This window comes from Methylophilus glucosoxydans (genome assembly GCF_042676145.1).
Taxonomy (GTDB): Bacteria; Pseudomonadota; Gammaproteobacteria; order Burkholderiales; family Methylophilaceae; genus Methylophilus; species Methylophilus glucosoxydans.
This window is the reverse complement of record NZ_JBHTJW010000002.1, coordinates 1,256,770-1,277,131: the sequence shown is the minus strand read 5'-3', so window position 1 is coordinate 1,277,131 and position 20,362 is coordinate 1,256,770. Positions and strand designations below refer to the sequence as shown.

General features: G+C 49.8%; 14 protein-coding genes. 9 read left to right on the top strand and 5 right to left on the bottom strand.

Going from position 1 to position 20,362, the window contains the following annotated elements:
- Positions 1 to 127: 127 nt before the first annotated feature.
- Complete coding sequence (gene metG / locus ACFQ1T_RS08790; RefSeq protein WP_379075760.1) at positions 128 to 2,179, bottom strand: methionine--tRNA ligase; 2,052 nt, start codon at positions 2,177 to 2,179, stop codon at positions 128 to 130.
- 285 nt (positions 2,180 to 2,464) lie between these two features.
- Here metG and ACFQ1T_RS08785 point away from each other — a divergent pair, with 285 nt between their 5' ends.
- The 3 genes from ACFQ1T_RS08785 to ACFQ1T_RS08775 all read left to right on the top strand — a co-directional run bounded on the left by ACFQ1T_RS08785 (position 2,465) and on the right by ACFQ1T_RS08775 (position 7,822).
- Positions 2,465 to 2,956: an RNA polymerase sigma factor gene (locus tag ACFQ1T_RS08785; RefSeq protein ID WP_379075757.1), complete on the top strand. Its 492-nt coding sequence runs from the start codon at positions 2,465 to 2,467 to the stop codon at positions 2,954 to 2,956.
- 4 nt (positions 2,957 to 2,960) lie between these two features.
- A complete protein-coding gene (locus ACFQ1T_RS08780) occupies positions 2,961 to 3,944 on the top strand; it encodes a FecR family protein (protein ID WP_379075754.1) in 984 nt (327 codons plus the stop codon).
- Between the two features lie 101 nt (positions 3,945 to 4,045).
- On the top strand, positions 4,046 to 7,822 hold the full coding sequence (locus tag ACFQ1T_RS08775) for a TonB-dependent receptor domain-containing protein (RefSeq protein WP_379075751.1): 3,777 nt from the start codon (positions 4,046 to 4,048) through the stop codon (positions 7,820 to 7,822).
- Between the two features lie 122 nt (positions 7,823 to 7,944).
- Here ACFQ1T_RS08775 and brnA read toward each other — a convergent pair whose 3' ends face one another.
- Positions 7,945 to 8,130: a type II toxin-antitoxin system BrnA family antitoxin gene (gene brnA / locus ACFQ1T_RS08770; RefSeq protein WP_379075748.1), complete on the bottom strand. Its 186-nt coding sequence runs from the start codon at positions 8,128 to 8,130 to the stop codon at positions 7,945 to 7,947.
- Between the two features lie 246 nt (positions 8,131 to 8,376).
- Here brnA and ACFQ1T_RS08765 point away from each other — a divergent pair, with 246 nt between their 5' ends.
- Positions 8,377 to 10,749 (top strand): phosphoketolase family protein, encoded by a 2,373-nt coding sequence (locus ACFQ1T_RS08765; protein WP_379075745.1) that lies wholly within the window; start codon positions 8,377 to 8,379, stop codon positions 10,747 to 10,749.
- Entirely contained in the window at positions 10,737 to 11,858 is a 1,122-nt protein-coding gene (locus tag ACFQ1T_RS08760; protein WP_379075742.1) for an acetate/propionate family kinase, read from the top strand. Before ACFQ1T_RS08765 ends, ACFQ1T_RS08760 begins: the two co-directional genes overlap by 13 nt.
- Before the next feature lie 28 nt (positions 11,859 to 11,886).
- Here the strand turns inward: ACFQ1T_RS08760 and ACFQ1T_RS08755 are convergent, their stop codons facing one another.
- Both ACFQ1T_RS08755 and ACFQ1T_RS08750 read right to left on the bottom strand, forming a co-directional pair.
- Positions 11,887 to 14,574 (bottom strand): cation-translocating P-type ATPase, encoded by a 2,688-nt coding sequence (locus ACFQ1T_RS08755; RefSeq protein ID WP_379075739.1) that lies wholly within the window; start codon positions 14,572 to 14,574, stop codon positions 11,887 to 11,889.
- Positions 14,575 to 14,892: 318 nt separating this feature from the next.
- Positions 14,893 to 15,351, bottom strand: coding sequence for a fasciclin domain-containing protein (locus tag ACFQ1T_RS08750; RefSeq protein ID WP_379075736.1), 459 nt, complete (start codon positions 15,349 to 15,351; stop codon positions 14,893 to 14,895).
- 282 nt (positions 15,352 to 15,633) lie between these two features.
- On the opposite strand from ACFQ1T_RS08750, the gene ACFQ1T_RS08745 reads away from it, so the two are divergent.
- The 3 genes from ACFQ1T_RS08745 (at position 15,634) to ACFQ1T_RS08735 (ending at position 18,425) form a co-directional block, all read left to right on the top strand.
- Positions 15,634 to 16,683 carry a glycosyltransferase family 4 protein gene (locus ACFQ1T_RS08745; RefSeq protein ID WP_379075733.1) on the top strand — a complete coding sequence of 350 codons (1,050 nt, stop codon included), beginning with the start codon at positions 15,634 to 15,636 and terminating at the stop codon, positions 16,681 to 16,683.
- A gap of 67 nt (positions 16,684 to 16,750) precedes the next feature.
- Complete coding sequence (gene apbC, locus ACFQ1T_RS08740; protein ID WP_275355630.1) at positions 16,751 to 17,839, top strand: iron-sulfur cluster carrier protein ApbC; 1,089 nt, start codon at positions 16,751 to 16,753, stop codon at positions 17,837 to 17,839.
- Between the two features lie 22 nt (positions 17,840 to 17,861).
- Entirely contained in the window at positions 17,862 to 18,425 is a 564-nt protein-coding gene (locus ACFQ1T_RS08735; protein WP_313988113.1) for a DUF1003 domain-containing protein, read from the top strand.
- Between the two features lie 80 nt (positions 18,426 to 18,505).
- Here ACFQ1T_RS08735 and pgl read toward each other — a convergent pair whose 3' ends face one another.
- Complete coding sequence (gene pgl, locus ACFQ1T_RS08730) at positions 18,506 to 19,192, bottom strand: 6-phosphogluconolactonase (RefSeq protein WP_379075729.1); 687 nt, start codon at positions 19,190 to 19,192, stop codon at positions 18,506 to 18,508.
- Between the two features lie 183 nt (positions 19,193 to 19,375).
- Between pgl and gnd the strand changes: the two genes are divergently transcribed.
- On the top strand, positions 19,376 to 20,281 hold the full coding sequence (gene gnd / locus ACFQ1T_RS08725; RefSeq protein WP_194747997.1) for a phosphogluconate dehydrogenase (NAD(+)-dependent, decarboxylating): 906 nt from the start codon (positions 19,376 to 19,378) through the stop codon (positions 20,279 to 20,281).
- Positions 20,282 to 20,362 lie beyond the last annotated feature (81 nt).

Sequence of the window (20,362 nt, the reverse complement as noted above, 5' to 3'; positions counted from 1 at the left end):
ATAAATCAATGTGTTAGCGAACTTTTCAAGCTGTCATTAAAGCAGCAAACGATCTTCTCTTTGTTGATTTGGCGCAAACATCGCGTCCATGACAGCCCAAGAAAACCGCCTGATGCGCATGCAACCATTATTTCACACGCATCCCCGCTTGCGCACCACTGTCAGGTGAGAGGATATAAGGCCCACCACGCTCATCGCTGGCGGCCAACACCATGCCCTCACTCATGCCAAACTTCATTTTGCGTGGTGCCAGGTTAGCCACCATCACAGTCAGCCGCCCCACCAGCGTCGCCGGGTCATAAGCGGACTTGATACCGGCAAACACCTGACGCGGCTTCTCTTCGCCAATATCGAGTTGCAGCTTGAGTAACTTCTCTGCACCCTCTACGTGCTCGGCGCTGACAATTTTGGCAATCCGCAAATCCACCTTGCCAAAGTCATCAATCGAAATATACGCCCCCTCTTCTGCCGCCTTGGCTTCGACTTTCGCTTCTACCTTTACTTCAGGTTTGGCAGTCGCTGCCGCTTGCAGGCTTTCTTTATTTGCTTCGACCATGGCTTCGATTTGCTTGGCCTCCAAACGCGTCACCATATGACTATATGCCTGGATCGTTTGCGCAGCCAGACCTTGGTTCACATGTGACCACTGCAAGGCTGGCACGTTCAAGAAAGCCTCCACCGCACTGGCGATATTTGGTAACACCGGCTTCAGATAAATGGTCAACAGACGGAACATTTCCAGCGCATTACTGCAAATGGTATGCAGCTCAGCCGCCTTGCTTTCGTCTTTAGCCACCACCCACGGCGCCGCTTCGGCGACATAGCCATTCGCCGCATCGGTCAGCTTCATGATTTCACGCAAAGCACGCGCAAAATCACGCGCAGCATAGGCTTCGGCAATCACAGGCGCGGCGGCGCGCATTTCATCAATCACAGCATGCTGCGCCGGAATGACCTGATTATTAAACTTCTTGGCGATAAACCCTGCCGTACGGCTGGCGATATTGATATATTTACCCACCAGATCACTATTCACCCGGGCAACAAAATCTTCCAGGTTGAGATCGATATCCTCCATGCTGCCATTCAGTTTAGCGGCATAGTAGTAGCGCAAGTATTCAGGATTTTTGACATGTTCCAAGTAGCTACGCGCCGTGATAAACGTGCCGCGCGACTTGGACATTTTTTCGCCGTTCACAGTCAAAAAGCCATGCGCAAACACCTGCGTAGGCGTGCGGTGACCGGAATATTCCAGCGTGGCTGGCCAGAACAAGGCATGAAAATACAGGATATCCTTGCCGATAAAGTGATACAGCTCGGTCGAAGAATCCTTTTTCCAGTACTCATCAAAGTCCAAACCAGCTTTGGCACACAGATTTTTGAAGCTGGCCATGTAGCCAATTGGCGCATCCAGCCAGACATAAAAATACTTGCCTGGCGCATCCGGGATTTCAAAGCCAAAATAAGGCGCATCGCGCGAAATATCCCAGTCAGAGAGTTTGTTCTCCCCCACCTCGCCCACCCACTCACTCATCTTATTGGCCGCTTCGGCTTGCAAGGTGCCGGATCGGGTCCAGTCACGCAAAAAGTCAGCGCACTCGCTCAGTTTGAAAAAGTAATGCTCGGTTTCCTTACGCACTGGCGTTGCCCCGGACACTGCCGAGAATGGATTAATCAGGTCAGTCGGGCTGTAAGTTGCGCCGCACACTTCACAGTTATCGCCATACTGGTCTTTGGCGTGGCACTTGGGGCACTCGCCTTTGATAAAGCGATCCGGCAAAAACATGCTTTTCACCGGGTCAAAATATTGCTCTATGGTTTTGCTGGCGATTTTGCCGTTGGCCTTGAGCGCTTTGTAAATGCCAGAGGCCAGTTCGCGGTTTTCTTGCGAGTTGGTGGAATAGTAGTTATCAAACTGCACCAGAAAATCCGCAAAGTCCTGGCTGTGCTCGGCATGCACTTTCTCAATGAGCGCTTCGGGTGTGATGCCTTCTTTTTCCGCACGCAGCATGATAGGCGTGCCATGGGTGTCGTCCGCACACACGTAATGCACAGTGTGCCCCTGCATCTTCTGGAAACGCACCCAGATATCGGTTTGGATATACTCTACCAAATGACCTAAATGAATACTGCCATTGGCATAAGGGAGTGCAGAAGTGACCAGAATTTTGCGTGTCATGACAACAGGGTTTCAAGTAAAAGCGCTATTTTAGCAAACCATAAGACACTTCAGCGATTCCTGGCCAGATATTTGATACAAGCCAACACCGCGCCCGCACCAGATTGGTTTATTAAAGCCAACCTGGCTGATTACAACCAAATTAAAATCATAACCATCTTCTGACTACTATCATTAAATTTGCAGGCGAAACAAGTATTTACCGCCACCAGCCTACCCAATATTTATTCAGGAACAATCTTTGCGTGTGTTTTGCCGTTTATAAAACCCCTTATCGCGTATCGCATGTTCTGGCATGGTATCAATCTACATTGGGCATATACGACGTTGCTTCCTGGCATCCGTCGCAAAACGCTTTGCCCGCATCATGCAAAAGATATTTTGCATGATGGCTTTTTACGTTTCGCCCTGACCACTAGCCCACACCGCAACCAGGAACCACATGCCTACCTGCGGACCATCGTGCAAAACCTGATTCTGGAGCAATACCGCAAAGACAGCTACTTTGCTAACTATCAGCAACAGGCAGAGCTTGAAGAGCCTGTCACGGTGTCAGCTGAGCACCTGGCTGATATCAAACAGCGCTTGGAACTCGTGACCCAAATCATTCAGGACCTGCCGCCCAAATGCCGCCAGGTGTTTATCATGTACCGCATTGAAGGCTACGCGCAAAAAGACATCGCCGAGCAGATGCACATCAGCCTGAATATGGTCGAACGGCATCTGATCCGCGCTTTGCTAGACCTGCGCGCGGCCCGTGAGCAGTTTCTCAAATAAGCGCATGTCAGCTCACAAAAAAATATCGGAAACCGCTGCCCGTTGGTTTATCCGCATGCAAGAGGCAGCGCCCGATGCGCCTGAGCGTAGCCAGTTTGAGGCCTGGCTGATGCAACACCCATTACACCAGCAGGAATATGCAAGCATCAGCGACGCCTGGCAAGGCATAGACTCCATAGGCGACCTGCAAACCATGGCGCAGGCCAAACAGGCCGATGTTTTTTTCAAACAAAGCGAGCGCAGAAAATCGAGGCAAAAACTGGCAGGCACGGTGGCCGGCGTGGTCGCGGCGCTGTGCATAGGCTGGGCAGGCCTACACCAGTATCAGGTTTGGCAAAGCACGCCCACGCTACAACTCGCCGCGCAGACCACTACCGCCCAACTCACCACGCAAACGCTGGACGATGGCAGCCTCGTCACACTCAACGCCAACTCACGCATCGAGATCAAGTACTACCGCAACCAGCGCCACATTGACCTGCTGCAAGGCGAAGCCGTGTTTGAAGTGCAACCAGACCGCGACCGCCCCTTTGTGGTAGAAACCCAGCGCCTGAAAGTCACCGTGCTGGGCACGCGCTTTGCCGTTAACAAGCTCAAACAACTTGAGCGTGTGAGTGTCGATCACGGCAAGGTACAAGTGCTCGACAAGCAAGACCAGCAAGGGCTGATTCTGCAAAATAACCAGGTCGCTGAAATTAACCAGCACGGCCTACAAGCTCGCCCACAAGTGAGCGCCCAGGACTATTTCCGCTTTATTAGCGGCACCTTGGTATTTAATCAGGCATCGCTGTCAGAAATCGCCGAAACCCTCTCGCGCTACCAGCAACAACCAGTCACCAGCGATGATCGTTCCAGCGAAAAAATCAGCGCCGTGGTCGCCATTAAAGACAGCAACAGCTTTATCGCCACCCTGCCCCGTATCGCAAATGTCCGCGTGCACCGCAGCCCAGAAGGTATTCAACTAGAAACGTACCCCGTAGCCAAATAAACCAAGCGTACATCATTACATTTTTTTGCAATCAACATATCAGGGTTTTGACTCCCCATGCATTAAGGCAATAACAAGCCAAAAAGTAACGGGGAAGTCAGATGCATACACCAAAAAAATTGATTCTGGGCGCAGCCATCGCCGCCTGCTTTAGCAGCCAGCCTGCCTGGATCAACCCTTTATGGGCAGCAGAACTTAATACCAAACTGCCACAACCCGAAGAAGAAATACTCTTTACACGCACAATCTCAATCGATCTGCCTAGCCAGCCGCTAGCAGCCTCTTTAAAAGCCATCAGCACAAAACTTGGTATCAACATCACATTCAATGACGCTTTAGTCGATGGCAAAAAAGCGCCCGCCATCAGCGGTACCATGCTGACAAAAGAGCTATTTAAAAAATTGTTGGCAAACAGCAATCTTGAAGCCAAATTTAACCAATCAACCCTTTATATTCAACCCTCAGCTAAAACAGCCAAAGAGCTAAAAGACGAAAAAACCAGCCTTGATTTGGATAAAGTCGAAGTGCGCGCCAAGAAGTTTTACGAGGTGGGCCCCATGCCTGGTTTGGCACTGACGAAAGAAGAGATTCCTGGCAATGTGCAATCTCTGACAGCCAAAGATATTAAAGAGGCGCATACCCTAACAATCACTGACTTGATGAACCAAAAGCTGCAATCCGTCACAGTCAATGACTATCAAAGCAATCCATTTCAGATGGACTTGCAGTACCGTGGTTTTACGGCCTCACCGCAAATAGGCACTGCTCAAGGGATTTCAGTATTTTTGGATGGCATCCGTGTCAACGAGCCGTTTGGAGATGTGGTGAACTGGGACATGATTCCCATGAATGCTTTGTCATCTTTGGAAATGATTCCAGGCTCAAACCCAATTTATGGATTGGGGACACTAGGTGGCGCATTAACGATGCGTACAAAGAGCGGGTTTGATGGCAAAACGCTGGACGCCGAAGTGCTGGCAGGGTCATTTGGTCGCAAACAATTACAGATTTCAGCAGGTAATAATAATGGCGTAGTCGCTGGCTTTGTTTCTGGTAACTTCTTTCTCGAAGATGGCTGGCGAGATAATTCACCAAGTAAGGTTAATCAGGTGTTTGGTAAGGCTGAATGGCAAAGTGAGCGGGCAAAAATAAGTTTTTCTGGGCTATACGCGGGTAATAAATTAACCGGTAATGGTCTTTTGCCGCAACAAATGGTCGATCAAAATCCTAAGCAGGTGTATACCTCGCCCGATGAAAGTAAAAATGATCTCTTCCAGTTCCAGTTAAGTGGTATTTGGGATGTCACCGACACATTCAATATTTCTGCCCAAATTTATAACCGCAAAAGTAAACGTATTAGTCACATGTCGGACATTAACGAGAACTTTGGCGGCGCTTCTCAGGGGCCGGCAAAAGCAACTGTTCGTGACAACAACCGGCAAATACTTCCGGGTCTTCCTGACGTGAATAATGATGGTCTGCCTGATTACAATAACTATGCCTATAACATCGCAGCAAGTGCTAATAACATAGCATTGGCTTATGTTAGGGATGGTTCAAACAATATTATTGGTACAGCAGAATGTACTGATTTATCTACAGGATGTGCTGATGACCTTGTCCGCGGAACAAGTTTTGCAGAACAAGCCAGTTATGTGGATGCTAACGGTAATAAACAATTCGTAACCGATCAGAAGCAAGTGGACGCTTTGGATGGTTCTGGAACAAAAGTATGGAACTGGATTTATGACCCCCGAAAAGACTCGGATAACTTTGGTGAAAAGTCAAACGTTCCAGATGCTTTTAATGCTGCCGTGACACCAGAGTATGCCGCGCTAGTTAGAGAGCAATTTGAAAATAGAGGTGTGATTGTTGCTACAAATAACTCAACGGGGACAGTCTCAAGCGGTGTGCATGCTGGTACCGGGAGCCCTTCATTCCAATACACTGGAGTAAACAGGGATGTGGGCGGGATAATATTGGGTGCCTACACGGATGCAGATGGCTTTTATCATGATTATTGGGAGTTAACTACAGTTAATACTGCTAACGTAGCAGGGACACCTATCGATGGTATTACTGGAGTGGGGCAATTTCCAACATTCTCCCCTGTTGTAGTAGGTGCCAATGGGCAGGGTATTGCTCGTGATGGCAAATTCGGCGCTGGAGGCGGAACCGAAACCGGGTACATTGAGGGCACCCCTACCGCCATTTTTACTGATACAGAAGTAGAGCAGCTGGGTAAAGGGGCTTCATTACAGTTTAACTGGAATCTAGACAAGCATAAGTTTATGGTGGGTGCTTCTCTAGATAAATCTGATAGTGATTACTACAGCAAGCAGTATTTGGGGCTGCTAGATGCAAATCGGCGTGGCTATGTGGCACCTAATTTATTGGGTTGGGAGTATTTTGCGAATAGTCCAGAACGTGGTTTTCCGCTCAATGATTTTACGGGCGATTCGCTCACTAAAAGTTTGTATTTAAGTGAAACATGGTCCCCTACAGAAAAACTTAACTTCACTTTCTCTGCACGTTACAACCGTACCTATGTGAATAATGCCTTAGCGGTTAATCGATTAAGTTCGTTCGGTGATATCAACCGTATTCTTAATATCCTAAATCTTCCAGCGCTTTGCCCAGATACTGACAATGATGGCATTGTAGATGCAAATGAATGCCCCAACGGGTTGGATGACTATATTGTTTTATTCAATGAATCATTGGCAAATATAGATCAATTTGGACAAAATACTGCTGCATTGCGTCCGCCAGAAGTAGAGAAGTTTAAATATCGTTCTTTTAACCCTTCAATCGGTGCGACATGGCAAGCGCGCGATGATTTGAATGTTTATGCCAACATGGGGCGCGGTGCCCGCACACCTACCGTCATCGAATTGGGTTGTGCTTATGACCCCACACCTCTCTCAGATGGTCGCCCACGTTCTTTGGCCGAACAGCGGGTATGTAATCTACCTGGAGCCCTCTCTGGCGACCCTTATCTCAAGCAGGTTCGATCAACCAGTTTCGAAATTGGTGCCCGTGGTCAATTAACTGACAATATTGAATGGAACGCTGCGCTTTATCGTACCGACCTCACAGATGATATTTATTTTGTTGCGGTGAATGCGACCGCCAGTTATTTCCAGAATATTGGCGATACCCGCCGGCAAGGTCTTGAAATGGGCCTCAAGGGTAAATGGGGTAAGGCCACTTGGGGGGTGAACTATGCGCTGACAGATGCAACCTTTCAGTCTAGATTTAAGCTTGCAAGTGCGCATAACAGTAGTGCTGGCAATGTTTACGATATTAATAGCCAGACAGGTGTAGGGACTTATCAACAAATCACTGTGAGTCCTGGCGATCGCATGCCAGGTGTTGCATTACATAACCTTAACGCAAATTTCGCTTACGACATTACCAGTAACTGGCGCGTAGGCCTGAATGCGGTTGTGCATTCTGAGGCATTTATTCGTGGTAATGAAAATAATAAACACCGCGCCGGACCTGCATCACCCATCACCGGGCCATTTTGTAATAACGGTAATACCGTCTGTACGGTCCAGCGTGCTGACTTTGGTGAAGGTAAGACAGATGGTTATGCGGTATTTAATCTCAACACCACCTACAAAATCAGCCCTGAATGGACGCTAGGTTTGCGTGTCAATAATTTATTTAACGAACAGTATGCGAGCGCAGGGCGTTTGGGACTCAACGCTTTCTCACCATCTATTCGCGGGGTCATTGGGGAAAGTGGTTTTAACTACAACAGTGCTGATTGGCAAGGAGCAAGCTTTCTAGGAACAGGTGCGCCGCGATCGGCTTTCGTGACGTTGAGTTATGAATTTCAGCCTAAAAAACTGGAGGGGTTGAATGAATAAAATGACTATTCACTTGCATAAGCCTTGATCAAACAAATCTCAGAGGGATAGACTCGAGCAAGGGGGCAGACTCGTTTGAAAGTGTTTAGCATGACTTTTCAAGACGCTCAGCAAGCCATACTTTAATAATTGAGCCTGGTCACGCCCAGCCGTAACGCCTCTCGGTCAAGCGACTCAATCATCCATGTAGGAAAATCGACATTCACCCTTTTTTGCGCTTGCATGACGCGTGTTGCTTTTGATAAATCCAGCGCAGCAGTGATATCAACCCCGTCATCAAACTGCTGTTCAAAATCTTTAGCCTTCATAAAGTTCCACCTCCTCGTTACGTGAGCGACGAACAGATAAATCTTAGAATAATTGGGCAAAGTAAAAGTAGAAAAATCTCACTTTTACTCTGACCCCGCTGCACGCCGTTAATCTTCGCACCTGCGGCGCAACATAAGCGCCTGCATTCCTACTCCAAAATACTTTCTTTTGATTTATACCAAACCATTTGCCATGGTGAGTGACATACTACTCAAATGATCAGTGAAAACGAGAGGGTTGCGCATATGTCTAAACACATGGTTTTAATGGACGAGCATGAGCTGAAATGCATCAATCGTTATTGGTCGGCGTGTAATTATTTGGCTGCGGGGATGATTTACTTGCAGGAAAACCCGCTGTTAAAAAAACCGCTGGAAGCTTGTCATATCAAGCAACGTCCATTAGGCCATTGGGGTTCCAGTCCAGGATTGAGTTTTACTTATATCCACATCAATCGCATGATCAAAAAATATGATTTGAATGCGATTTTTATCGCCGGTCCCGGGCACGGCGCACCCGGTGTACTGGCGCCCGTCTATTTGGAAGGCACTTGCAGCGAAATTTATCCCGACAAAGCGCAAACTGAACTCGGTATGCGCAATTTGTTTAAAGACTTTTCTTTCCCGGGTGGATTTGGCAGCCATTGCACGCCTGAATTGCCGGGTTCCATTCATGAAGGCGGTGAACTGGGGTATAGCCTTTCGCATGCCTTTGGGGCTGCGTTCGATCATCCGGATTTATTGGTCGCTGTGATGGTCGGTGATGGTGAGGCGGAGACTGGCCCCTTAGCCACCGCATGGCATTCAAACAAGTTCCTAAACCCTATTCGAGATGGGGCGGTGTTACCGGTATTGCATCTCAATGGCTACAAAATTAACAATCCCACCGTATTGGCGCGGATATCACACCAGGAACTGGAAGAGTTGCTCAAGGGCTATGGCTGGACACCTATTTTTGTGGAGGGGAATGATCCCGAGCGCATGCATCAGGAGATGGCGCAAGCCCTTGAAACCTCTATTAAGTCAATTAAGGATATCCAGCAAAACGCGAGAACCAAAAATGATACCAGCCGCCCTCGCTGGCCAATGATTGTGTTACGCAGCCCCAAAGGCTGGACTGGCCCCAAAACGGTGGATGGGCATCAAGTGGAAAACAGCTGGCGCGCGCATCAAGTGCCAATCAGCAAACCTGCAGAGAACCCTGAGCATCTTGCGCAATTGGAATCGTGGTTGCGCAGCTATCAACCTGAAAGCTTATTTGATGCAGAGGGGCGCCTATTGCCTGAGCTGGCTGAGTTAGCCCCTCGCGGCACCAGTCGCATGAGTGCCAATCCGCATGCCAATGGCGGACTGTTACGCCAACCGCTGGCTTTACCAGACTACCGCCAGTATGCGGTCATGGCATCACGGGCAGAAGGTGCCCTCCACTCCAATACGCAACCGCTGGGTTGCATGCTGCGCGACGTGCTATCGGCCAACCCCAACAATTTTCGCGTATTTGGGCCTGATGAAACCAGCTCGAACAAGCTGCAAGACGTGTACACCGCCAGTAAAAAGACCTGGCTGGCTGATAGATTGCCTGAGGATGACGATGGTGGCGAGCTGGCGGCAGATGGCAAAGTCATGGAGTATTTGTCTGAGCACACGCTAGAAGGTTGGCTGGAAGGTTACCTGCTAACAGGCAGGCATGGTTTCTTATCCACTTATGAGTCATTCGTACATGTGATCGACTCTATGTTCAATCAGCATGCCAAATGGCTGGATATGTCAAAAAAAGTCAGTTGGCGTGTGCCGGTTTCTTCTTTGAATTTATTGATTACTTCTACTGTCTGGCGACAAGATCATAATGGTTTCACGCATCAAGACCCAGGCTTTCTAGACCTTGTGGTTAACAAAAGTCCGGAAATTACCCGTATTTATTTACCCCCCGATGCCAACTGCCTGCTCTCTGTGGCTGACCACTGTTTGCGCAGCACAGATTACATTAATGTGATTGTCTGCGACAAACAAAAACACCTTCAGTATCTGGATATTGAAAGTGCGACTATCCATTGTACAAAAGGGCTGGGGATTTGGGACTGGGCCAGCAGCGACGCGGGCAGCGAACCCGACTTGATTATGGCATGTGCGGGTGACATTCCTACCAAGGAAGCGCTTGCGGCCACCCAGCTGCTCATGCACCACTTCCCTGCGCTCAAAATCCGTTTTATCAATGTCGTCGATTTATATAAATTGACACCGGATAGCGAGCATCCGCATGGCTTATCCGATAAGGAGTTTGACCGCCTGTTTACCACGGACAAACCCATCTTGTTCAATTTCCACGGCTACCCCTACCTGATTCACAGGCTCACTTACCGGCGCGCCAATCACGCCAACCTGCACGTGAGGGGCTATCGCGAAAAAGGCAGTATCAACACACCGCTGGAACTGGCCATCCAGAATAAGATTGACCGTTTCAGCCTGGCGATTGAGGCCATTTACCGTATCCCCGGCCTACGCAATATCGGTGCCCATGTGCAAGAGGAACTCCTGAACCGCCAGCTCGCCTGCTGTGAATACGCCTATGAGCATGGCGTGGATATGCCTGAAGAGGATGAGTGGCAATGGCAGAAGTAAACACACAAAACATGTTGAATGATGACCAGTCTTTACTGGTGATCAACTGTGGCTCGTCCAGCCTCAAAGCGGCCTACTTTGCATCCGACAAAGCCCGCCAGAATTACCATTATCGTATCGACCCAAACCTTCCCGTCATAGAGGGCTTTGAGTCTGCATTTAAACAGCTTTTTGCAGAGTTGGGGGCTGCCCGCCCAACCCGTATCGCGCACCGTTTTGTGTTTGGCGGCCATATTGAGGACACGGCGCGTTTACTGACAGTGGAAGAACAAGATCGTCTTGAAAAACTGATTTCGTTCGCACCCTTACATCTCCCACTCAACTTGTTGGGGGTCAGGCTTTGTGCAACTCACTATTCTGCCCACCCCCGACTGTCGCAGTGGGCATGTTTTGACAACGGTTTTCATTACAACCTGCCTGCATTGGCATACCGCTACGCCATCCCCGAATCAGCGCAGCTACGTCGATTTGGCTTTCATGGCTTGAATTATGCGCATATCGCCAAGCAGCTACCTGGATTGCTGGACCATACGATCACGCAAGGCCGTATCGTTGTGGCCCATCTTGGCAGCGGATGCAGTGTCTGCCTCCTTGAAAACCTGCAATCAGTGGATACCAGTATGGGCTATAGCACAGCGGGCGGCATCCCGATGGCGACGCGTAGTGGCGACCTTGATCCCGGCGTGATGCTGGCACTCGCAAATCAGTTGAACAGCGGGCAACTGGAGGATTTGATTTTTCACCAAAGTGGCCTGCACGCCCTCTCCAATGGCGAAAGCAGCGACATGCAAACGCTGCTGGACAGCGATAGCCCTGCTGCAAAATTTGCGCTGGATTACTTTGCCTGTAGCGTGCGTGCCATGATAGGAAGTTATGCCGCGAAAGCAGGCGGCATTGATGCATTGGTGTTTACAGGAGGCATAGGCGAACACGCCAGCAAAATAAGAGCATTGATTTGTGACCCGCTCTCATTTTTAGGTTTTAGCTTGTCCGCAAGCGCCAACCAAACCCATCAAACCTGGATCAGTGACCACTCCTCCAAACCTATTCTGGTCATTCCTGCTGATGAAGAAGCTGAAATGGCTGCCGAGGTCACCCCTAAAAACTGATTTATTCCCTCCTTCTGCCTTGCACTTGCTATATGACTTGCACCTTAAAAGTACGCAACACCGCTTTTTCCAGCTCAATCACTAAAAACATCAAGATGGCGAAGGCCAGAATAAATAACCAGCTAGCAACATCAATAGGTTCAGTACTGAACACCGATTGCATCCACGGCGAATAAGTAAATAAAGCTTGCAAGACGATCATCACGCCACAAACGACTAAAGTGATTCGATTCTCGATGAAGGCTGAAATCCGCATGGATGAATGCGTAAAGTATTTAACATTGAATAAATAAGCCATCTGGCACAGGATCAGCATATTGACGGCAGTTGTTCTAGACATCGCCAAACTGTGCCCACGCAATAACTCCCACTCAAAGGCTGTAAAAGTGAATGCCATGAGCAGGGCGCTGACAATAATAATTCTTGTTGCAAACAGCTTGGTAATCAGGGGTTCTGTGGGCAATCTGGGCGGCCTTTGCATCACACCGCGTTCAGGCCGCTCAAAGGCAATGGCAAGCGAAAACGTCACGGCTGTGACAGTATTGATCCATAAAATCTGACTAGCTGTGATGGGCAATGATAATCCGCCAAGGATGGCAAGTAGAATGACCCCGGCTTCCGCAACATCGGTCGGCAAAATAAACAACATCGACTTTTTGATATTATCGAGTACCACTCTCCCTTCTTTGACTGCGTTGCTGATGGTGGCAAAGTTGTCGTCGGTTAACACCAGATCAGCCGCTTCGCGGGCAGCGGCAGTGCCTTTATTACCCATCGCCACCCCAATATCAGCGACCTTGATCGCAGGCGCGTCATTGACCCCATCGCCGGTCATGGCAACCAACTCGCCAAGCGATTGCAACGCTTTCACCAGGCGCAATTTGTGTTGCGGCGATGCTCTGGAAATCACATCCACCGTTTTCATCTGTTCGCGAAGCTCAGCATCATCCATTTTTTCTATCTGTTCGCCAGAAAGGATGGCACTGGCATTCAAACCTATCTGTTTGGCGATGGCACTGGCAGTGATGGCATGGTCGCCCGTGATCATCACCACACGCAACCCGGCGGCCTGGCACTCTGCGACGGCTGCCATCGCTTCCGCACGCGGAGGATCCAGCATGCACACCATGCCAAGCAGTTCAAAATTGTCATCCATCGCAGCCATCGACAATGTGGTGCTATTCGTGGGCAGGATGCGTCTGGCTAACGCCAGCACGCGTTCTCCGCGTTTGGCAGCTTCTGCCATGCGTGCTTCCCAACGCTCAAGATCCAGCGGACCTGACAGATCGCGCTGACAATGCGCCAGTACAGTTTCTGGTGCGCCTTTGAGCAACACCACACCTTCACCCTTCTGACTGTGATGCAAAGTCGCCATGTATTGATGCTCAGACTCAAACGGTATGCAATCCAGCCTGGGGTAGCGTTGATGCAAGTTCAGTTTGTCTACGCCGGCTTTAGCGGCGAGCGTTTGCAGTGCGCCTTCTGTAGGGTCGCCTATCAGCTCCCAGGCGCCCTCCTCGTTTTGCTCAACCCCCGCATCGTTACACAGCGTGGCGCACATGAGCAAACTCTGTAGGTCATGGGCAAGAGTCACATCAAGCCACTCGCCATTTTTAAAAAAGTCGCCTTTAGGGGCGTAGCCCAGGCCAGATACGTTGAGCGTTTGCTCTGGCAAGATGACCGTCTCCGCAGTCATTTGATTACAGGTGAGCGTCCCCGTTTTATCAGAACAGATCACGGTCACGGAACCCAGTGTTTCTACTGCGGCCAGTCGACGGACAATTGCCTTGTTTTTCGCCATTACCCGCGTTCCAATGGCAAGCACGATAGCCACAATCGCAGGCAAGCCCTCTGGAATGGCTGCCACCACCAAGCCCACCACGGCTACAAATAAGTCCAGCAATGGCATCTGTCTCACCCAATAACCAAAGGCAAAAGAGAAGACGCCGATGATTAAAATAAGCAGCGTCACTTGTTTTGCAAACAGGCCCAGGCGACGGGTTAATGGCGTCTCTAAGCTTTGCTCATCGCTGACCATGGTGCCGATTTTGCCGATTTCGGTCTGTTTGCCCGTGGCTACCACAACGCCATGCGCATACCCCGCGGTGACCAATGTACTGGAATAGGCCATACAAAGGCGGTCTGCAACAGGCGCCTCCACCGCAACAATGTCTATATTTTTTTCAACAGGGACAGACTCACCTGTTAGCGCGGCTTCCATGACAAAGCAATTTTTCACCTGCATCAGTCGCAAGTCTGCAGGCACGAGATCACCGGGCTCCAATATCACCACATCTCCAGGCACCAATAGACTGGCGTCTATGTCTGCTTGCTGCCCATCACGCAACACTTTTGCCCGCGTTGCCATTAACGAGCGCACTGCTTTTAGCGCTTCCTCAGCCTTTCCCTCCTGCACAAAGCCGATCAGTGCATTAATTATGATCACCGCCGCAATCACCCCTGCATCCACATAATCATGCAGCGTAAAAGTAGCAATGCCCGCCACCATCAAAACGTAAATAAGTGGATTATGAAATTGCAAGGCTAACCGGAGCCACATTGACTTTGCGCTGGGCTGGGGCAATCGATTCTCACCAACCATGCGCAAACGTGCCATGGCAACAGCGCTGGATAAGCCTGTTTTTTGGGTATCAAAGGTATCTAGTACTGCTGGTAATGGCAGGGCATGCGACGGACTGTCTTGAATATTGATCAAACCATGTCTCCTTAGCACCTTGGCAAGATAGAGCAAGTAACCGCGAAACACGCAAGCAATGAGAAAAGTTGCCGCTGTGATGGGCAAACTCTCGGTAAGATTCTAATTCGATTTGAGGTGCATGCTTTGATATAAGATAAAGCAATGCAACATGAGGCATGTCATCACATGCTCATGTTGCAGACGACAAGACCAATTATTGCGATCCAATATGCATTAATCTGGTCTATAGGGTGACATATAACAGCCTGATTGAAAACCCTGCCTTTAGCTTAACCCGAGGCTGCTTGAAGACAGGGTGCCTTGCATGAAATCGGTTTAACCTTTTGGAATCAGCACCGCACTCATGGTATGGATCACACCGTTATCAGCATTGATTTCATCACCAATGACTTTGACGTTTTCCACTTTCACGCCATCACCCACTGTGAGTTTCAAATCTGCGCCTTCTAGCGATTTAACCTTGCCAGCGCTCACGTCTGCCGAGGTAATTTTGCCTGGATAGATATGGTAGCTGAGCACTTTTTTGAGCTCGGCTGGGTTAGCCATTAACGCTTTAAGTTTTGCTTTAGGCAACTTGGCAAAGGCAGCATCGTTAGGGGCAAACAGGGTGATCGGGCCTTTTTCGTTCAGCGTACTTTCCAGGCCAGCGGTCTTCACGGCTTGCAAAAAGGTTTTGAAGTCGCCTTCTTGATCCACAGTTTGTAGCAAAGTGTCTGCATTAGCGTGGTGGGTGTAGCTGATAGCCAGCAAAGTGAGTGCAAGTAGTTTGTTCATGCGTGTTCTCCAGAATTATTGTTTAACTGAATCAAAAGCTTTTATTACCGAGACTTTTAGCGGCTGGTGTGCGGCTGTCGTCGATGTGCTTACCTTAGCAAGCCAGCCTTACGCTTAACTTACCGGGGCATGGTCAAAACTTACAGCGAGCTTAACACCCATGAAGCATGTGTGCAGGGATGATCAGTTGGACAATGGTTATCGCAGCTTTAAAGCGAGATGTTCATAAACCCGTCATGCAGGCTTGGCATGATCATGGCACCTTGTTGCGGAGCTTGTGTGATGACGATGTTGATTGTGACGGACACTTTTCAGCAAACCAATGGCGTGTCTACGACCTATAAAAACCTGCGGCGGGTGGCCAAATCACGCAACTTGCGGTTTCGGGTATTGCATCCCAGTCTTTACCGCTGGATTCCTTTACCGTTTTATCCAGAAATTCAGCTAAACATTCAACCTTTTCGCTTATGGCGTACGCTTAACCGTATCCAGCCCAAACAATTGCATATTGCCACCGAGGGCGTCATGGGCCTGGTGGCGCGCCACTGGTGCAAATCGCGCGGGATTGCGTTTACGACCTCCTATCACACGCGCTTTCCTGAGTACCTCGAATTAATGTGGCGGATCCCCGCACGCTGGACCTATGCTTATTTACGCTGGTTTCACCAGGGTGCACATGCCACCTTTGTCACCACCGAAAGTATGCGCCAGACCTTGCAGACGCATGGATTCAAGCATCTGGTGATTTGGTCGCGGGGCGTCTCAGAACAGTTATTGAGCGTTGCGCAGCCGCCAGTGGCCGGACAAAAATTGCGCGTGTTGAACGTCGGCCGGGTGAGCCGTGAAAAAAACCTGGATGCGCTATGTGAGCATCAGGATCAGTTTGATATTACTATCGCTGGCGATGGTCCTTATTTAAGCCAGCTTAAGCAAAAATACCCGCGCGTCAATTTTGTCGGCTATCAATATGGCAAGGCACTGGCGGCGTTGTATGCACAGCATGATGTGTTTGCCTTCCCCTCCCGCACCGATACATTTGGCATTGTGATGATAGAGGCCATGTGCAACGGCCTGCCCGTCGCAGCATTTGATGTGACGGGCCCCAGAGATGTGATCAAACATGGCTTTTCAGGCATGTTGGCCGAAGATTTTACGCAAGATCTTGCGCAAGCTATTGTGCAGTGTTCATCGCTGGATAAAGAGGCCATACGCGAGCAGGCCCGCAGCCAGTGGAGCTGGGCGCATTGCTTTGAGACGTTTCAAAAACACTATCCTGACCATAGCTCCTGTGCGCGCTCACAGCCCGCCACGACCAACGCAGAGATTGCATGACGAATCAGGGGGGATGGAGTAGAATTCCTGATTTAATTAGTCAGGCATTTCTGCGGGAATTCAAGGCATGGCCATCAGCGATATTGTGATTCAAAGCACGCTCAAGTTGAGCATAGACCCTAATACTGGCAAGGATTTTGTCAGCAGCAAATCAATCAAAAATATACAAGTCAATGGCAATGATGTCAGCCTGGATGTGGTGCTAGGCTACCCTGCAGCGACACAACTGGACCTGATTCGTGCACAAATTACCGAGGCATTAAAAAGCATTGCCGACATTGGCAAAATCACCGTCAATGTTGGCAGCCGCATTGTGGCGCATAGCGTGCAACGCGGCGTCAACTTACTGCCTAACGTGAAAAACGTGATTGCCGTGGCGTCTGGTAAAGGCGGCGTGGGCAAATCCACCACGTCAGTCAATCTGGCACTGGCCTTGGCTGCTGAAGGCGCCACCGTCGGCTTGCTCGATGCGGATATTTACGGGCCTAGCCAGCCACAGATGCTAGGCATTTCCGGCCGCCCGGATAGCGCCGATGGCAAGAGCATAGAACCGATGCGTGCGCATGGCATCCAGGCCATGAGCATCGGCTTTCTGGTCGATACCGACACGCCCATGGTGTGGCGCGGTCCGATGGTGACCGGCGCTCTGGAGCAATTGCTGCGCGATACACGTTGGCAGGATCTGGATTATTTGGTGATTGACCTGCCTCCTGGCACCGGGGACATCCAGCTGACTCTGGCACAAAAAATTCCGGTCACCGGCGCGATTATCGTCACCACCCCACAAGACATCGCCCTGCTCGACGCGCGCAAGGGCCTGAAAATGTTCGAAAAAGTCGGCATCCCGATTTTAGGCATTGTAGAGAACATGAGTACGCATATCTGCTCCAACTGCGGCCATGAAGAGCATATTTTTGGCGCAGGCGGCGGCGCCTTGATGGCTAAAGACTACAACGTGGAGTTGCTCGGCAGTTTGCCGCTGGATATCAATATCCGCATGCAAGCAGACGGTGGCCAGCCTACCGTAGTCGCCATGCCGGATGGCGCCATTGCAAAAACGTATAAAGAAATTGCACGCAAAGCAGCAAGCAAAATCGCCATTGCCAGCCTGGACCACAGTGCCAAGTTCCCCAACATCGTCATTCAAAATACATAATCAATCAAGCCGACAGACTGCAATGACCGCCAGTGAACATGAGATTGCAGAAACGCTGATCGGCAAGGATTATGACGCCATGGACGCGCACACCCAGCGCGTCGCCCGGCACCTGACCGAGCGCAGGCATGTGTCTCGCAATACGGCAGATGAGAGTGACGGTAGCATGACCACCGCTCAACGGGCCGCCGATGCAGTAGCTCGTTTTGGCGGCTCCTGGACGTTTATTTTTGTGTTTGCTCTGGTGCTGATCGCCTGGGTCGTGCTGAACTCGGTCATTTTGCTCAAATATGACCGTGCGTTTGACCCCTATCCTTATATTCTGCTCAATCTGTTTTTGTCTATGCTGGCCTCGATACAAGCCCCCATCATCCTGATGTCGCAGAACCGGCAAGCAGAAATAGACCGCAAACATGCAGAGCATGACTATGAAGTGAATTTGAAAGCAGAATTGGAGATTTTGCTGCTGCATGAAAAAATGGATGGCTTGCGCGAGCAACAGTGGCAGGAACTCATAGACTTGCAGCAACAGCAGATTGGCTTGCTCGAGCAGTTACTGGCCGAGCAAAATAAAAAACCATCTTAGCGACAGCACGCACAGGGTGATAAAAAAAGCCACAAAGCGTTCTCTGCGTGGCCTTTATGTTCTCGGGAGCTTAAAACGATTTAGCTCAAAACCACACCAAAGCAATACACATCCACGCCATTCGGTGACTGGATTAATGTCGCCGGAATCGCTACACCTTTACGCCAGTTATCCACCGCCTCCTGCTTGCCCGCACCCGTCACCAGAAACATGACCTCATGCGTATCGTTCAGCCGCTTTTGGCTAATCGTAATACGATCCGCGGGCGGTTTGGGCGAGTTAAACACCGGCACGGCATCAGCACTGTTATCAACCGCCTGGCCTGGGAATAAACTAGCAGTATGCCCATCTTCACCCAGCCCCAAAATCACCAGATCAAAGGTGCGCACGCCTTTAAGGATCTCGCTATAAGCCAGCGCGCCAGCCACATTGCCAAGCTCGGCCGGAATATCATGAATCTGACTTTCAGGAATCGCCACATGGCTTAACCAGGCATCGCGCGCCATTTTGCTGTTGCGCTCCACATGATCGACTGGCAAACAACGGTCATCATTATGATAGACATGCCATTTTGACCAGTCGGCATCAGCTTTTGCCAACAACTGATATACCGCCTTGGGTGTACTGCCGCCTGCCAGTACAATCAGAAAACTGCCATGTTTGGCAATGGCGGCGTCAGCAGCAGCCAGAATTCTGTTAAGTGCTGCCTGGTTGATTTCTTCCTGGGATTGAAACGTGTGCCAACGGGTTTGAGCATTCAAAGACATAGAAAACCTGTAAAAAACAATACAAAAAAGCTTGCGCAGCCTTTTAGACCGTGACTGCATTTGTTATAATTATAGCTGACTCGACATGATAATTCTGCAAAATTATCCGAAGCACTGATCGGGTTCATGCCATCCAAAAGATGGGTGTCTCTTAAACTATCCTCACACCATAGGAAAATCCGAATGAAATTAGCAATGATTGGCTTGGGCAAAATGGGCGGTAACATGGCTGCTCGCTTGCTGCGTCACAAAATTAACGTGGTTGGTTTTGACTTTAACACCGAATTCGTTAACAGACTGGTTAAAGAAGAAGGCCTGGAAGCAGCGACCTCCGTTGCGGATGCAGTTAGCAAACTCGAAGGCCAAAAAATTGTTTGGTTGATGTTGCCCGCTGGCGAAATCACCGAAAATCAAATCAAAGATTTGATCCCGATGCTGAACAAAGGCGACATCATCGTCGATGGCGGCAACTCAAACTACAAACATAGTCAGCGCCGTGGCGCAATGTTGGCCGAGCATGGTATCGGCTTTATCGACTGTGGTACTTCCGGCGGCGTTTGGGGCCTGGATAACGGCTACTGCCTGATGTACGGCGGTGAAAAACAATATGCTGATGTATTGGCTCCATATGCACAGGCATTGACCCACGCGGATCGCGGCTGGGCACACGTTGGTCCTGTCGGTTCTGGTCACTTCACCAAAATGATCCACAACGGGATCGAATACGGCATGATGCAAGCCTTTGCTGAAGGTTTGGACCTGATCAAAGGTAAAGAAGAGTTCAACCTGGACTTGGCACAAATCACTGAACTGTGGCGTCATGGTTCCGTGGTGCGCAGCTGGTTGCTCGACTTGACGGCTGAAGCACTCAAACAAGACCAAAGCCTGCAAGAAATTGCACCATACGTTGCTGACTCCGGTGAAGGCCGCTGGACCGTGGTTGAAGCGGTTGAGCAAGGTGTGGCAGCGCCAGTGTTGACCACTGCATTGCAAGCACGTTTCAGAAGCCAAGACTCAGAAGGCTACAGCTACAAGCTGCTGTCACTGATGCGTAATGCATTCGGTGGCCACTCAGTGAAAACCAAGTAAGTGATATAAGCCTCTCATCATGAGAGGCTTTTGCTTATTTGTTCATAGCCACATGCTGACACGACTAAGTTTAAGAACTTA

What these genes read in the sequence shown, in the direction of transcription:
- apbC (WP_275355630.1), top strand. Translation starts at nt 16,751, where the DNA reads ATGGCCATCAGCGATATTGTGATTCAAAGCACGCTCAAGTTGAGCATA.
- ACFQ1T_RS08750 (WP_379075736.1), bottom strand. Translation starts at nt 15,351, where the DNA reads ATGAACAAACTACTTGCACTCACTTTGCTGGCTATCAGCTACACCCAC.
- ACFQ1T_RS08735 (WP_313988113.1), top strand. Translation starts at nt 17,862, where the DNA reads ATGACCGCCAGTGAACATGAGATTGCAGAAACGCTGATCGGCAAGGAT.
- gnd (WP_194747997.1), top strand. Translation starts at nt 19,376, where the DNA reads ATGAAATTAGCAATGATTGGCTTGGGCAAAATGGGCGGTAACATGGCT.
- ACFQ1T_RS08785 (WP_379075757.1), top strand. Translation starts at nt 2,465, where the DNA reads ATGTTCTGGCATGGTATCAATCTACATTGGGCATATACGACGTTGCTT.
- ACFQ1T_RS08775 (WP_379075751.1), top strand. Translation starts at nt 4,046, where the DNA reads ATGCATACACCAAAAAAATTGATTCTGGGCGCAGCCATCGCCGCCTGC.
- brnA (WP_379075748.1), bottom strand. Translation starts at nt 8,130, where the DNA reads ATGAAGGCTAAAGATTTTGAACAGCAGTTTGATGACGGGGTTGATATC.
- metG (WP_379075760.1), bottom strand. Translation starts at nt 2,179, where the DNA reads ATGACACGCAAAATTCTGGTCACTTCTGCACTCCCTTATGCCAATGGC.
- ACFQ1T_RS08760 (WP_379075742.1), top strand. Translation starts at nt 10,737, where the DNA reads ATGGCAGAAGTAAACACACAAAACATGTTGAATGATGACCAGTCTTTA.
- ACFQ1T_RS08765 (WP_379075745.1), top strand. Translation starts at nt 8,377, where the DNA reads ATGTCTAAACACATGGTTTTAATGGACGAGCATGAGCTGAAATGCATC.
- ACFQ1T_RS08745 (WP_379075733.1), top strand. Translation starts at nt 15,634, where the DNA reads ATGACGATGTTGATTGTGACGGACACTTTTCAGCAAACCAATGGCGTG.
- pgl (WP_379075729.1), bottom strand. Translation starts at nt 19,192, where the DNA reads ATGTCTTTGAATGCTCAAACCCGTTGGCACACGTTTCAATCCCAGGAA.
- ACFQ1T_RS08780 (WP_379075754.1), top strand. Translation starts at nt 2,961, where the DNA reads ATGTCAGCTCACAAAAAAATATCGGAAACCGCTGCCCGTTGGTTTATC.